Annotated in this window: 16 protein-coding genes; 14 read left to right on the top strand and 2 right to left on the bottom strand. The window is 45.1% G+C overall.

All coding sequences use genetic code 11. From position 1 onward, the window contains the following. Positions 1-78 precede the first annotated feature (78 nt). From QTN95_RS15180 to mgtE, 12 genes are all read left to right on the top strand, one after another. Complete coding sequence (locus QTN95_RS15180) at positions 79-1,044, top strand: calcium/sodium antiporter (RefSeq protein ID WP_331418034.1); 966 nt, start codon at positions 79-81, stop codon at positions 1,042-1,044. Between the two features lie 18 nt (positions 1,045-1,062). Then, a complete protein-coding gene (locus QTN95_RS15175; protein WP_331418033.1) occupies positions 1,063-2,028 on the top strand; it encodes a KpsF/GutQ family sugar-phosphate isomerase in 966 nt (321 codons plus the stop codon). Beyond that, positions 2,028-2,585 carry a 3-deoxy-manno-octulosonate-8-phosphatase KdsC gene (gene kdsC, locus QTN95_RS15170; protein WP_138971425.1) on the top strand — a complete coding sequence of 186 codons (558 nt, stop codon included), beginning with the start codon at positions 2,028-2,030 and terminating at the stop codon, positions 2,583-2,585. The genes QTN95_RS15175 and kdsC overlap by 1 nt, the downstream gene beginning before the upstream one ends. Then, positions 2,582-3,145 (top strand): LPS export ABC transporter periplasmic protein LptC, encoded by a 564-nt coding sequence (gene lptC, locus QTN95_RS15165; protein WP_331418032.1) that lies wholly within the window; start codon positions 2,582-2,584, stop codon positions 3,143-3,145. Before kdsC ends, lptC begins: the two co-directional genes overlap by 4 nt. Further along, positions 3,126-3,623 carry a lipopolysaccharide transport periplasmic protein LptA gene (gene lptA, locus QTN95_RS15160; protein ID WP_269378516.1) on the top strand — a complete coding sequence of 166 codons (498 nt, stop codon included), beginning with the start codon at positions 3,126-3,128 and terminating at the stop codon, positions 3,621-3,623. The genes lptC and lptA overlap by 20 nt, the downstream gene beginning before the upstream one ends. Before the next feature lie 2 nt (positions 3,624-3,625). Continuing rightward, entirely contained in the window at positions 3,626-4,351 is a 726-nt protein-coding gene (gene lptB / locus QTN95_RS15155) for an LPS export ABC transporter ATP-binding protein (protein ID WP_138971422.1), read from the top strand. Between the two features lie 50 nt (positions 4,352-4,401). Then, positions 4,402-5,868: an RNA polymerase factor sigma-54 gene (locus QTN95_RS15150; protein ID WP_331418031.1), complete on the top strand. Its 1,467-nt coding sequence runs from the start codon at positions 4,402-4,404 to the stop codon at positions 5,866-5,868. 26 nt (positions 5,869-5,894) lie between these two features. Then, the gene (hpf, locus tag QTN95_RS15145; protein ID WP_138971420.1) at positions 5,895-6,182 is read left to right on the top strand and encodes a ribosome hibernation promoting factor; all 288 of its coding nucleotides are present in this window, start codon (positions 5,895-5,897) and stop codon (positions 6,180-6,182) included. A gap of 4 nt (positions 6,183-6,186) precedes the next feature. Next, positions 6,187-6,633: a PTS IIA-like nitrogen regulatory protein PtsN gene (ptsN, locus tag QTN95_RS15140; RefSeq protein ID WP_331418030.1), complete on the top strand. Its 447-nt coding sequence runs from the start codon at positions 6,187-6,189 to the stop codon at positions 6,631-6,633. Continuing rightward, a complete protein-coding gene (gene rapZ / locus QTN95_RS15135; protein ID WP_138971418.1) occupies positions 6,633-7,496 on the top strand; it encodes an RNase adapter RapZ in 864 nt (287 codons plus the stop codon). The genes ptsN and rapZ overlap by 1 nt, the downstream gene beginning before the upstream one ends. A gap of 4 nt (positions 7,497-7,500) precedes the next feature. Next, positions 7,501-7,779 carry an HPr family phosphocarrier protein gene (locus QTN95_RS15130; protein ID WP_138971417.1) on the top strand — a complete coding sequence of 93 codons (279 nt, stop codon included), beginning with the start codon at positions 7,501-7,503 and terminating at the stop codon, positions 7,777-7,779. 112 nt (positions 7,780-7,891) lie between these two features. Then, the gene (gene mgtE / locus QTN95_RS15125; RefSeq protein WP_138971416.1) at positions 7,892-9,247 is read left to right on the top strand and encodes a magnesium transporter; all 1,356 of its coding nucleotides are present in this window, start codon (positions 7,892-7,894) and stop codon (positions 9,245-9,247) included. A 61-nt stretch (positions 9,248-9,308) separates the two neighbouring features. On the opposite strand, the gene metH is transcribed toward mgtE, so the two are convergent. Then, positions 9,309-12,989 carry a methionine synthase gene (metH, locus tag QTN95_RS15120; protein WP_331418029.1) on the bottom strand — a complete coding sequence of 1,227 codons (3,681 nt, stop codon included), beginning with the start codon at positions 12,987-12,989 and terminating at the stop codon, positions 9,309-9,311. Between the two features lie 168 nt (positions 12,990-13,157). Between metH and QTN95_RS15115 the strand changes: the two genes are divergently transcribed. Beyond that, positions 13,158-14,471, top strand: coding sequence for a cation:proton antiporter (locus QTN95_RS15115; protein WP_331418028.1), 1,314 nt, complete (start codon positions 13,158-13,160; stop codon positions 14,469-14,471). Between the two features lie 125 nt (positions 14,472-14,596). Here the strand turns inward: QTN95_RS15115 and QTN95_RS15110 are convergent, their stop codons facing one another. Then, positions 14,597-14,728, bottom strand: a complete 132-nt coding sequence (locus tag QTN95_RS15110) for a hypothetical protein (protein ID WP_331418027.1) — start codon at positions 14,726-14,728, stop codon at positions 14,597-14,599. Between the two features lie 94 nt (positions 14,729-14,822). Here QTN95_RS15110 and QTN95_RS15105 point away from each other — a divergent pair. Further along, on the top strand, positions 14,823-14,981 hold a 159-nt coding region (locus QTN95_RS15105; RefSeq protein ID WP_331418052.1), incomplete at its 3' end, for a helix-turn-helix domain-containing protein.

Raw genomic sequence — 14,981 nt, 5'->3', positions numbered from 1 at the left:
GAAGCGCTTCCCTTTTAATAGCCAAACCGTCAAAATTAACGGTTAAATTCTCTCGTTGTATATTGATTAGGAATCATCATGTTCGAAGCCGTTGCGTTTCTCATTATTGGATTGGTATTTTTAGTTTGGAGTGCCGATAAACTGGTATTTGGCGCTGCAGCTCTAGCGCGAAACGTGGGAATATCTCCACTCGTGATCGGTATGACTATCCTAGCAATGGGTTCATCTGCACCAGAGATGATGGTTTCAGCAACCGCAGCCCTCGATGGAAAAACGGATACTGCTGTAGGTAACGTACTTGGTTCCAACATCGCCAACATTGCTTTAATACTAGGCATAACTGCGCTTATTAAGCCGCTCTCTATCAGTTCTGCTGTACTAAGACGTGAACTGCCTCTCATGATTGGCGTCACTATCCTTGCTGGTGTGTTACTTTGGGACAGCCATTTAGGGTTCTATGAAGGTATTCTTCTTTTTGTACTGTTTGCAGCATTCATCGTTGCCATGCTTCGCATTAGCCGCAATGAGAAAAAGAACGGTGATGTTCTTATCGAAGAACAAGAGTCTGAAGTACCAGAGGGCGTAAGTAACGCTAAAGCGGCAATCTGGGTAGTGATAGGTCTTATTGTGTTACCTCTCGCAGCGGATGTGTTGGTCGACAACGCGGTGATTATTGCTCAGTACTTCGGAATGAGTGACTTAGTCATTGGACTGACCATTATCGCAGTAGGAACGAGCCTACCAGAACTGGCCGCTTCCCTTGCTGGCGTGATGAAAGGCGAAGACGATATGGCCGTCGGTAATATCATCGGTTCAAACGTATTTAATATTTTAGCGGTTATGGGGATCCCAGGTATCCTCAACCCTTCAGTCTTGAGTGAATTTGCCATGAGCCGTGATTTTTGGGTCATGCTTGGCGTATCTTTGCTGCTCGTTGCAATGGCACTGGGCAAATCTCGTAGCATCAACCGTGCTGAAGGCGCAGTGCTGTTTTGCTGTTTCATTGGCTACCAAGCCTACCTCATCATGAATATGACTGCTTAACCTCATCTCGGAGTATTTATGTTTGATTATCGCTCAGCTGCCCTAGAGGTTTTACAAACCGAAGTTGAGGCCCTAAAACAACTCGACCAATACATCAACGACGACTTTATCAAAGCTTGTGAGCTAATCCGTGCGAATAAAGAAGGCAAAGTCGTTGTCATGGGGATGGGTAAATCTGGCCATATTGGCAACAAGATTGCCGCAACATTAGCCAGTACAGGCACATCGGCATTCTTCGTCCACCCGGGTGAAGCGGCTCATGGCGACCTCGGTATGATTGAACCCGGTGATGTGGTTCTTGCTATCTCAAACTCAGGCGAGTCTTCTGAGATCTTGAGTCTTTTCCCAGTATTGAAGCGACTCAACATTAAAATTATTAGTATGACAGGCAAGCCAGCCTCAAATATGGCAAAACTGTCAGATATTCATCTCCAAATCACAGTGCCAAAAGAGGCATGCCCTATTCAGCTTGCTCCAACCTCAAGCACAACCGCCACTCTAGTTATGGGCGATGCGTTGGCGATGGCATTAATGCAGGCTCGCGGATTTACTGCTGAAGATTTTGCGCTGTCACACCCAGGTGGAGCGCTGGGTCGCAAGTTGCTGCTAAAACTGGCAGACATCATGCACACTGGCGATAGCCTTCCTCTGGTAACTCCCAGTACCGTTGTCCGTGAGGCATTACTAGAAATCAGTCAGAAAGGTCTAGGAATGACCGCTGTGGTTGATGACCACCAGCAACTGATCGGTATTTTTACCGATGGGGATCTACGTCGAATTCTGGACAAACGCATTGATATTCATACCGCTCTGATCGGCGATGTTATGACGGTTAATCCAACCATTGCAGAACCAAATATGCTTGCGGCCGAAGGACTTAATCTAATGCAAGACAAGAGCATTAATGGTTTGGTGCTATGCGAAAACGGCAAAGTTGTCGGCGCGCTTAACATGCATGATTTACTAAAAGCCGGAGTGATGTAATGTCGAAAATGATTGAAACTTTATATCAACCAGTGGAACAATCCACATTAGAAATTGCCAAACAAATTAAATTGCTTATCTGTGACGTTGATGGCGTCTTCTCCGACGGTTTAATTTACATGGGCAACGAGGGTGAAGAACTTAAAACTTTTCATACTCGAGATGGCTATGGCGTAAAATCACTAATGAATGCTGGTATCAAAATAGCCATCATCACTGGTCGCCGTTCGCAAATTGTCGAAAATCGAATGAAAGCGCTTGGTATTTCACTGATATACCAAGGTCAAGACGACAAAGTAAAAGCATATCGAGACATTTGCGATAAACTCAATATCTTGCCACAGCATACCGGGTATATTGGCGATGACCTGATTGACTGGCCCGTAATGGAGCAAGTCGCACTCAAGGTTTGTGTCGCAGACGGGCATCCGCTACTGGCAAAAAGAGCAAATTATGTCACCGTAATTAAAGGTGGACATGGTGCAGTAAGAGAAGTTTGTGACCTCATCCTTCAAGCACGAAACGAACTTGATGTTCATAAAGGTCTAAGTATATGAGTCTTTCTCGTATTGGCTATCTGATCCTAACTTTCATAATATGCTGGTCTGCTTACTATCTTTTCGACCAACAGCAGAGTTATGATATTCAGGTAGAGCCAGATACAGAGCTACCGATGTTTAGCGGAAAAGGTTTAGAAAATACCTCTTACACTGAAAGTGGTATCCGCAGCTACGTGATTACATCGGTAAATCTCGACCACTACGCAAAAAGTGGTGACACAATTTTTAACCAACCGGTTTTGAAGGTTTATAAAGAAGGTACCACTCAAGAGTGGGAGATAACGGCTGAGCGTGGCGTATTGACCAAAGAGCATGTCTTAACGCTTTATAAGGACGTCCTAGCAAGCAATTTACTTCCAGAATCAGGTTTTGACACTTTGTCCACCGATATCATGAATATTCAGTTGGACAGCAGAGACTTTTGGGCAGACAACCAAGTCATTATGGTTGGGCCTCAATTTGAAACAGTGGGACAAGCAATGACAGGCAATTTTGCCGATAATCACGCAACCCTATACAAGCACGTACAAGGTAGATATGAAACTCTCACACCTTAGTCTGATTTCTTGTTTATTTCTGTCTAGCCAAGCATTGGCGCTATCAACAGACCAGGAACAGCCAGTTTATATCGACTCTGACAGTCAACAGCTCGATATGCAAAGCAACAAAGTCACATTTATCGGTGACGTTAAGTTGAAACAAGGCAGTATCAACATTAACGCAGACAAAGTGATAGTGACTCGTGACCCGAAAGATGGCTCAATCCAAGAGATTGAAGGCTACGGCAATCTGGCGACGTTCTCACAGCTCACTGACGATGGCAAAACTCTGTATGGTGAAGCAAAAGAGCTTTACTATGTCATGGTCGATGATCAACTAACCATGATAGATCAAGCGATGCTATCTCAAGACGATAGTGTTATCCGCGGTACTAAGATTCGCTACAAAATCTCTTCTCAAAAGCTGATTGCTGACGGTAAAGAGAAAGGCGACCGCGTATCTACCGTTCTTCAGCCACAAGCAGTACAAGAATAGTTATGGCAATACTTAAAGCTGAGCACTTAGCGAAAACCTATGGCAATCGAACCGTCGTAACGGATGTAAGTCTTCAAGTAGAATCAGGCCAAATCGTTGGCCTGCTTGGTCCTAACGGAGCAGGGAAAACAACATCCTTCTATATGATTGTAGGATTGGTCGCTCGTGATGAAGGCTCAATTACTATCGATGATAAAGACATCAGTATCTTACCGATGCACAGCCGTTCACGTATGGGGATAGGCTACCTTCCACAAGAGGCGTCTATTTTCCGCAAACTCTCAGTGGAAGATAACATCATGGCGGTTCTCGAAACTCGTGAGGAAATGACGAGAGAAGAGCGCCAAGACAAGTTGGAAGATTTATTGGAAGAATTCCACATTCAGCACATACGCAACAGCGCTGGTATGGCATTATCTGGTGGTGAACGTCGAAGAGTTGAGATAGCAAGGGCACTTGCAGCCAATCCACAATTTATTTTGTTGGACGAACCTTTTGCTGGCGTTGACCCTATTTCGGTCATCGACATCAAAAAGATCATTGAACATCTGAGAGATCGTGGTCTTGGCGTTTTGATCACTGACCATAACGTTCGTGAAACGCTTGATGTATGTGAAAAAGCGTACATTGTAAGTCAAGGACACCTGATTGCAGAAGGTACACCGGAGCAAGTGCTTAACAACGAACAAGTGAAACAAGTTTATCTCGGCGAGCAATTCCGTCTATGATTAAAGGGAAGAACGGTAAGATTCTCCAGCATGAAGGCAAGCAATACTGAATGAAACCCTCATTACAACTCAAGCTAGGACAGCAGTTAGCGATGACTCCTCAATTGCAACAAGCAATACGTTTGTTGCAACTGTCAACGCTAGATCTTCAACAGGAAATTCAAGAAGCATTGGATTCAAATCCTCTACTTGAGGTAGAAGAGGCCCATGACGAACCAACGGTTGAAGACAATACCCGCAGTGAGGAAAAAGAGCCTACGGTAGAACTTGCAGATACCGCGGAACCCGACGTCAAAGACAGTTCTGAACTCATCGAAAAATCTGAAATTAGTAACGACCTCGACATTGATACCACTTGGGATGATGTCTATAGCGCGAATACCGGCAGTACAGGCATTGCTCTCGACGATGATACTCCTGTTTATCAAGGTGAAACCACCCAGTCTTTGCAAGACTATCTCATTTGGCAGCTTGACCTAACGCCATTTAGTGAAACAGATCGAACCATCGCTCTCGCCTTAATTGATGCCATTGATGACTACGGATACTTAACCGTTTCCACTGAAGAGATCTTAGAAAATTTCAATAACGAAGAAATTGAGATCGAAGAAATTGAAGCTGTACGCAAGCGTGTCCAACAATTTGATCCTCTCGGTGTAGCCTCCGTTAATTTGCAGGACTGTCTACTGCTGCAACTAGCCACTTATCCTGAAGACACTCCTTGGCTCGCAGAAGCGAAATTAATTCTTACCCATCACATTGATCAGTTAGGCAATCGAGATTACAAACTGATCATTAAAGAGACTAAACTGAAAGAAGCGGAGATACGCGAAGCTCTCAAACTCGTTCAGCAGCTCGATCCAAGACCGGGGAGCCGTATTGCTTCAGAGCACGCTGAATACGTCATTCCTGATGTCTCAGTTTACAAAGATCACGGCAAGTGGGTTGTAACGATCAACCCAGATTCAGTTCCAAGACTGAAAGTAAATCAGCAATATGCGGCCTTAGGCAAAGGCAACAGTGCTGACAGTCAGTATATCCGCAGCAATTTGCAAGAAGCAAAATGGCTGATTAAAAGTTTAGAAAGTAGAAACGAGACTCTGCTCAAAGTTGCTAAGTGTATTGTTGAACATCAGCGCGATTTCTTTGAGTATGGAGAAGAAGCCATGAAACCTATGGTGCTGAATGATGTCGCTCTCGCGGTCGACATGCATGAATCCACCATATCAAGGGTGACAACGCAAAAGTACATGCATACCCCTCGTGGCATTTTTGAATTGAAGTACTTCTTTTCAAGTCATGTCAGTACTGACAATGGCGGAGAATGCTCATCAACTGCAATTCGAGCCCTCATCAAGAAGCTTGTCGCTGCCGAAAACAGTGCCAAACCACTTAGTGATAGCAAGATTGCTGCTCTACTCGCTGACCAAGGGATTCAGGTCGCTAGACGAACAATCGCTAAATACCGAGAGTCACTAGGTATTGCACCATCAAGTCAGCGCAAACGCCTGCTATAAGGCCTAAAAACCGAGAAGGAAAGTCTATGCAAATCAATATTAATGGCCATCACGTTGATCTAACCGATTCAATGCAAGACTACGTAAACGAAAAGTTTCAAAAGCTAGAACGCTTTTTCGACCACATCAACAGCGTACATGTTGTATTAAAAGTTGAAAAACTACGTCAAATCGCAGAAGCTACCCTTCACGTTAACCAAGGTGAAATTCATGCCTCTTCTGACGATGAAAGCATGTATGCAGCCATAGATTCGCTCGTCGACAAACTTGTTCGACAGCTCAACAAGCACAAAGAAAAGCTAAACGCCCACTAAAACCATGCAACTAAGCGAAATCCTTACATTGAACTGCACGAAAAGTGCAGTTCAATGTACTAGTAAAAAAAGAGCCCTAGAGCTAATCAGTGAACTCGTTGCTGAACAGACAGGTCAAAACTCAACTGAATTATTTGAATGTATGCTAAGTCGCGAGAAAGTTGGCAGTACTGGCATTGGAAATGGAATTGCCATTCCCCATGCTCGTATGCAGTCCAGCGATAAAGCAGTTGCAGTTTTACTGCAATGTGAATCTCCGGTTGAATTTGATTCTATCGATAACCGCCCCGTAGACCTACTTTTTGCTCTTCTCGTGCCTGACGCGCAATGTAAAGAGCACCTAAAAACCCTTTCTAGTATGGCAGAGCGTTTAAACGATAAGCAGATCCTAAAACAGCTTCGCAAGGCTCAGTCTGATCAAGAGCTTTACGACATAATGGTCAATAAATAATGCGTCTCATCGTTGTAAGCGGCCAATCAGGCGCTGGAAAAAGCGTCGCATTGCGAGTTCTCGAGGATCTTGGCTATTACTGCGTTGATAACCTCCCCGTCGATTTGCTCGAAGTCTTCGTCAAAACAGTTCAGTCCAGTAAGCAAAACGTTGCTGTCAGCATCGATATTCGTAATCTGCCCACTGAGCCGAATCTTGTTGAAGACGTACTGGCTAAACTTAAGCAAGACTCGGATGTTAGCGTTCTATTCTTAGATGCGAACAAAGACACATTGCTTAAACGCTACAGCGAAACTCGTCGAATCCATCCCTTGTCATTGAGTTTGGGCAATACTTCACTCGAACAAGCGATCGAAAAAGAGAGATGTATTCTATCCCCGCTGAAAGAACATGCCGATTTGGTCATCGACAGCAGCAACCAATCTCTACACGAACTCAGCGAAACCGTGCGCATGAGAGTTGAAGGTCGTGAGCGTAAAGACCTCGTCATGGTGTTCCAGTCATTTGGTTTTAAGTATGGACTCCCAAGTGATGCAGACTATGTCTTCGACGTTCGCTTCTTACCCAATCCACATTGGGAGCCAGATTTACGCCCCCTAACAGGATTAGATGCCCCTATTAAGTCTTTCTTAGAAGGTCACCAAGAGGTTATGGAACTGAAACGTCAGATCCAAAAATTTATTGAAGACTGGCTACCCTTATTAGAGAAAAATAATCGTAGCTACCTAACCGTAGCGATTGGATGCACGGGCGGAAAACACCGCTCCGTCTATCTTACTCAGCAAATTGGCGAGTACTTTGCCGAAATGGGACACCAAGTACAAATACGCCATGCCTCATTAGAGAAAAATCATAAGGAATAAGTTTATGCAGCAGCAAAGTCGTACTGTGTTAATTCAAAATCGTCTTGGGCTTCATGCTCGTGCTGCTGTAAAACTGGTTGAACTTGCCCAATCTTACGACGCCATTCTGACGATCCAAAACCATGAAGGTAAAGAAGCCACTGCCGATAGTGTCATGGGGCTGCTGATGCTAGAATCAGCTCAGGGAGAGCACGTTACCATTAGTGCCGAGGGAAACGATGCTCATCCCGCGTTAGAAGCAGTCTGTCATCTTATTGAAGATAAGTTTGATGAAGAGGAGTAATCCTCGTAAATGCTCTAACTAAATGACCTTTCTTCACATTAACTTATTAAATCCATCCTAAAATTCGGTTACTATTCATAGTATTGTATGAATATAGAGTCAGGGGGAATCAATGGCAGAGCAAATAGAGTTCGATCAAGCTCACCAAGCCCTGAAAGAAGTTACTGAAGCGCTAGAAAATGGCCGTTTTGTCCATGTCCGTCGTCAATTGCAGGACATGGAACCGGAAGATATTGCCCATCTATTAGAAGCATCACCTCGTAAAAGCCGTGAAGTTCTTTGGCAGCTCACCGACCCAGAAGATTATGGTGAAATCCTCGATGAACTGAATGAGGATGTGAAAGACGATCTAGTGTCTAGAATGGCACCAGAAAAGCTGGCAGAAGCAACCGAAGGTATGGAGACGGATGATGTCGCTTACGTTCTTCGAAGCCTACCCGATGATGTTTCAAGAGAAGTTTTATCTCAAATGGACGCAGCTGAGCGTCTATTAGTTGAAACTGCCCTTTCCTACCCAGAAGACACCGCCGGTAGTTTAATGAACACCGACGTCATCACTATTCGTGGTGATGTCGATGTCGACGTTGTATTACGTTATCTGCGCATGAAAGGCGAGTTGCCGGAAGCTACTGACGCACTCTACGTTATCGATGAAGAGAGCCGACTGATCGGCGAACTGCCGATCACAACACTCATCACAACGCAACCAGACGTCAAAGTCAGTGATGTGATGGAAGATGCCGACGAAGCTATCGATGTAACGATGAGCGACTCAGACATAGCGAGCTTGTTTGAACGTCGTAACTGGATTTCAGCTCCTGTAATCGACGACAAGCAGCACCTTGTCGGACGTATTACTATCGATGACGTTGTCGATGTCATTCGTGAAGACGCAGAACACTCGATGATGAGTATGGCGGGTATGGATGATGACGAAGATACTTTCGCCCCAGTGGTAAAATCAGCACGAAAACGCAGTATTTGGTTAGGTGCTAATGTTCTTGCTGCTCTTGCTGCGGCATCGGTCTCAAACATGTTTGAAGCCACTCTCGATCAGATGGCCGCGATCGCCGTGTTGATGACCATTGTGCCTTCGATGGGCGGGGTTGCTGGTAACCAAACCGTCGCTCTGGTGATCCGCGGTCTAGCGCTTGGCCATATCGGTGATTCCAACAAGCGTGAACTACTGATGAAAGAGGCGGCCATCGGCCTACTCAATGGCATCATGTGGGCATTAATTATCGGTGGTATTGTCGTTGCTTGGAAAGGAAACTGGATGTTGGGTGGAATCATCTCGGCAGCGATGTTAACCAACTTGTTTGTTGCTGGTGTTGCCGGTGTAACCATTCCGATCCTACTCAAGAAAATGAATATCGATCCAGCACTGGCAGGGGGAATGGCTCTAACAACCGTCACCGATGTCATTGGTTTGTCGGTATTCCTCGGACTTGCGACAATCCTGATCTAGTCTCAGATACATATTAAAAAGCGCAGCTCATTGAGCTGCGCTTTTTCTATCAGGAAAGGCTCTAGCCGTTAATGTTAGGGCCCAGCCATTTCTCTGCTTCAAGCATATCCCATCCCTTGCGCTGCGCGTAACTTTCAACTTGATCTTGTTGGATCTGTGCGATCGCAAAGTAGCGAGAATCTGGATGAGAGAAGTACCAGCCCGAAACAGACGCCCCAGGGAACATCGCGTAACTGGACGTTAAGGTCATCCCTATCGTCTCTTCGACTTTCATCAACTCCCACAATGGGCCTTTCTCGGTATGTTCAGGACAAGCCGGATATCCAGGCGCAGGACGAATACCTTGATACTTCTCTCTAATGAGCTCTTCATTGGATAAGTTTTCATCTTCGGCATAACCCCAGATCTCTTTACGTACCCGCTCATGCAGATACTCAGCGAAGGCTTCAGCCAATCGGTCAGCAACCGCTTGAATCATGATCGCATTGTAGTCATCACCCTGCGCTTTGTACTGATCAGCCAGCTCCCGTTCATTGATACCACCTGTTACAGCAAAGGCACCAATCCAATCTTTTTTGCCCGACTCCTTAGGTGCTATGTAATCAGACAAACAGTAGTTAAAGCCTTTAGGTTTCTCGGTTTGCTGACGTAAGTTATGCAGAACTTTAGCTACTTCAGTACGAGATTCATCAGTATAGACCTCGATATCATCGCCAATACTTGCAGCAGGGAAAAGTGCACACATTCCTCGCGCCTGCATCAAACCTTCTTGTTCAACACGATCGAGTAGTTCATTCGCGTCCTCAAAGAGACGTTTTGCTTCTTCACCTACCTCTTCATGTTGGAAAATAGTGGGATACTTACCCACCAAAGACCATGTCATAAAGAATGGCGTCCAATCGATGTACTTACGCAAGGTACCGATGTCAAAATCGTCAAATACATGCACACCCGGCTTAGCAGGAACTGGCGGTGTGTAACTCTCCCAGTCAATGGCAACCTTGTTCACTCGTGCTTGTTCAAGAGTAACAGGCTTAGTACGTGGCTTTTTGCGGTTATGTTGATCACGTACACGTACATAATCTGCATCAAGCTTTTCAACAAAATCAGGGCGCAGTTCATTTGAAAGCAGCGAGGTACACACACCAACCGCTCGAGACGCATTGTTTACATAAACAACGGGATGTTTGTAGTTCTGCTCTATCTTAACAGCGGTATGAGCTTTAGATGTGGTTGCACCACCAATCAAAAGCGGCAAATCGAAATTAAGACGTTCCATCTCTTTGGCAACATGAACCATTTCGTCGAGTGAAGGGGTAATTAAGCCGGAAAGTCCAATGATATCGACATTCTTTTCTTTGGCGACTTTAAGGATCTGTTCACACGGAACCATCACCCCGAGATCGATAATTTCATAGTTATTACATTGCAAAACGACACCTACGATATTCTTACCAATATCGTGAACATCACCTTTCACCGTTGCTAATAAAATCTTACCGTTAGTAGATCCCGCCTGTTTGCCCGCATTGATAAATGGCTCTAGGTGGGCAACTGCCTGCTTCATTACACGTGCTGACTTCACCACCTGAGGTAGGAACATTTTGCCTTCACCAAACAGGTCACCGACGACGTTCATACCATCCATGAGAGGGCCTTCAATCACCTCTAACGGTTTGGCAGCATTCACGCGCGCTTCCTCAGTATCTTCAACAATAAACTCGGTAATACCTTTTACTAAGGCGTGCTCTAAACGTTTTTCAACAGGCCAAGTACGCCACTCAAGTGCCGACGCGTCTTCTTCTTTACCTACACCCTTGTCTGCGTACTCCGCAGCAATATCCAGTAACCTCTCAGTACTGTCATCGCGACGGTTGAGCACCACATCCTCAACCGCTTCACGCAACTTCTCGGGTACGTTGTCGTATATTTCCAGTTGCCCTGCATTTACGATACCCATATCCATGCCGTTCTTAAAGCAGTGGTAGAGGAACACAGCATGAATCGCTTCTCGAACATAGTTATTACCTCGGAAAGAGAAGGAGACGTTCGAAACGCCACCAGATATCATCGCATAAGGGAGGTCGCGTTTGATGTCTGCTACCGCTGCAATAAAGTCCACCGCATAATTGTTGTGTTCCTCAATGCCCGTTGCAACAGCGAAAATATTTGGGTCGAAAATGATATCTTCCGGTGGGAAACCGACTTCATTGACTAAGATATTGTAGGCATTCGTACATATCTCTAGTTTACGTGCACGTGTCTCTGCCTGACCGATTTCATCAAATGCCATGACAATAACAGCCGCACCGTAACGGCGAATCAACTTAGCCTGTTCGACAAATTTCTCTTTACCCTCTTTAAGAGATATGGAGTTAACAATGCCTTTGCCCTGAATACACTTTAGACCCGCTTCAATGACTTCCCATTTGGATGAATCGACCATGATAGGGACTTTCGAGATTTCTGGCTCAGATGCACATAGATTTAGGAAACGAACCATACTCGCCTCCGCATCCAACATGCCTTCATCCATATTGATATCGATGATCTGTGCGCCGTTCTCTACTTGCTGGCGGGCAACCTCTAACGCTTCGTCATAGAGTTCTTCTTTGATCAATCGTTTGAAGCGAGCAGAGCCAGTAACGTTTGTTCGTTCGCCGACGTTAACAAACAGAGTTTCCTTCTCAATCGTTAACGGTTCAAGACCTGATAAGCGACAAGCCACCGTCAATTGAGGAAGTGCTCTTGGTTTTACTCCAGCGACCACCTTTGCCATTTGGCGAATATGCTCAGGCGTAGTACCACAACACCCGCCAATTAAATTAAGAAAGCCACTTTCAGCCCACTCTTTGACATGAACCGCCATGTCCGAAGGAGAAAGGTCGTACTCACCAAAAGCATTCGGCAAACCCGCATTAGGGTGTGCTGAAACAAACGTCTCAGAGATACGTGAAAGCTCTTCAACGTATGGTCTTAGCTCATCAGGGCCAAGGGCACAGTTAAGTCCAAATGAGATTGGTTGAACGTGACGTAGAGAGTTATAGAAGGCTTCGGTTGTTTGACCGGATAATGTCCGACCCGACGCATCGGTAATGGTACCTGAGATCATAACAGGTAGGCTAAAACCCAGTTCTTCAAACACACTATCAACCGCGAAGGCACAAGCCTTGGCATTCAAAGTGTCAAAAATGGTTTCAATAAGGATAAGATCAGACCCACCTCGGATCAGGGCGCGAGTCGATTCAGAATACGCTTCAACTAACTGGTCAAAGCTAACATTTCGATAACCAGGGTCATTTACATCCGGTGAGATAGAACATGTGCGGTTAGTAGGACCAAGAACACCGGCAACATAGCGAGGTTTATCTGGCGTCTTCGCACTCCATTCATCAGCGACTTCTCTTGCCAATTTTGCTGCGGCAAAGTTAATCTCTTCGCTGAGGCTTTCCATATCGTAGTCAGCCATAGCGATAGTCGTCGCATTGAAAGTGTTGGTTTCAAGAATATCCGCCCCTGCTTCAAGATACGCTGCGTGGATATCTCTGATTAACGTTGGCTGTGACAACACTAACAGGTCATTATTACCCTTCAAATCACAGTGCCAATCTGCAAAGCGCTCGCCTCGGTAATCTTGCTCTTCCAATTTGTAATCTTGGATCATGGTGCCCATACCACCATCAATCAATAAGATACGTTGCTTTAATTGAGCTTCAATCTGTTGCCTTACATTACTTCCCACGGTACTGCCTCATTCCTTTATTTATGCCTCCATCCTATCACAGTTATTAAAGGAGTCTAGACGTCTAAAAGATCAAATTGATGACTTACTTATTACAAAAAGTGTTTGCTATTTGAACATAGTAGGCAGAAAATCTTCATTCATAATTTGTTACATAATGAGATTCTAATGTCGGTCTACTACACACTGTGCTTCCTGTCTGCAGCAGCGATGTTGATTGCTTTTATAAACAGCAAGATAGGTAAGATGCAAACCACCATCGCGATTACCGCTGGTTCGATGATGCTTTCGCTACTTATCTTAATTGCGGGTCAGAATGATTGGTTCCACCTGACTGAAATCGCTTCAAACACGGTATCCAGCATTAACTTTGAAGACTTTCTTCTAAAAGGGATCCTTGGATTTCTGTTATTTGCGGGCGGATTAGGAATCAAACTTCCCAATTTAAAAGATCAAAGATGGGAAATCACAGTGCTTGCGCTCGGCGCGACCCTGTTTTCGACATTCTTTATAGGCTTTGTATTGTATGGATTCTGTCAACTGATCGGCATTCAATTCAATCTCATTTATTGCTTGTTATTTGGCGCACTGATCTCGCCAACCGACCCTATCGCTGTTCTTGCGATCGTAAAGAAACTTGATGCACCAAAACGTATTTCAACCCAAATCGAAGGTGAATCTCTGTTTAACGATGGCTTCGGCTTAGTAATCTTCGTTACTATTTTTACCATCGCATTCGGCACAGAAACGCCAACGGTGGGCAGTGTGGCATTACTGTTCATTCAAGAAGCAATCGGTGGTATTGCCTATGGCTTTGCTCTAGGACTACTTTTCCACTACTTAATTAGTGCTACAGATGATCACTCTATGGAACTGCTGCTCACGATTGGTATGCCAACGGCCGGTTATGCGTTTGCTGAAGTGATACACGTTTCAGGCCCGCTAGCTATGGTTGTGTCAGGTATCATGATAGGGAACTGGACTCGCTTTATCGGTTTCTCTAAAGAAAGTGAAGACCACTTAGACCACTTCTGGGAGCTAGTAGATGAATTCTTAAATGGCGTGCTATTCCTACTCATTGGTATGTCTATGTTACTATTTGAGTTCCATAAAGAAGACTGGATCCTAATGGCGTTCTCCATCCCATTAGTACTCGCAGCTCGCTACCTGAGCGTATTCTTCTCTTACATTGGCTTCAAACGCTACCGCAAGTACAACCCTTGGTCTGTCAGGATACTCACTTGGGGTGGCCTCCGTGGTGGGCTGGCATTAGCGATGGCGCTATCAATTCCATCGGGTATCTGGGTCATTCAGGATAAGCTGATAGATGTAAAAGAGATCGTGTTGGTCATGACATATTCAGTAGTGGTATTTTCTATCCTTGTCCAAGGCTCGACCATCACTCCTATGATTGAAAAAGCGAAACTCAAACAGAAGGAGATCGACGAAGAGTGCGATCTTGAACAAGCCCCCCAAGAATAAGTGTGATACTCAGAAAGACATTCAAAGGCAGCCAAATGGCTGCTTTTTTATGGGTGTAGGCTAAAGTATTTCTCTTTTCAGGGACAAGTCCTATCAACATCTTCTAGGCCCAACATCTCATCAGTTTACAGCCAAACCTTACCTTCAGCGTAAGTCCCGCTGCCATTGTCCGAAGGCGCAGCGCTCGTATTGTCCCCTATCTCAAAGCGCGTAATCCGTAATCCACAGCCCGTACCCGATTTCCACACCTGAAGCACTCCTGCTCCCTAATACACAAAAAGCCCGTGGCGTAATACCAATCTAAGTAAAAATATGGTCTAATTGAGGCTATCATTTCTACACGAGAATACCATGGATAGCCTCGACAACATCGACTTTAAAAAACTCGCTAGTCAGCAGAAGTCTATACAAATGAAGATGCGTTTACTTGCTCTAGCACACTTTAAAGAAGGGCGGTCTCGAACACAGATTGCCAAATACCTGAAGGTAAGCCGCACTAGCGTGAACAAG

Origin of the sequence: Vibrio sp. M260112 (assembly GCF_036533775.1) — a bacterium.
GTDB lineage: Bacteria > Pseudomonadota > Gammaproteobacteria > Enterobacterales > Vibrionaceae > Vibrio.
The sequence above is the reverse complement of the archived record's forward strand: the minus strand, read 5'-3'. Positions and strand labels throughout refer to the sequence as shown.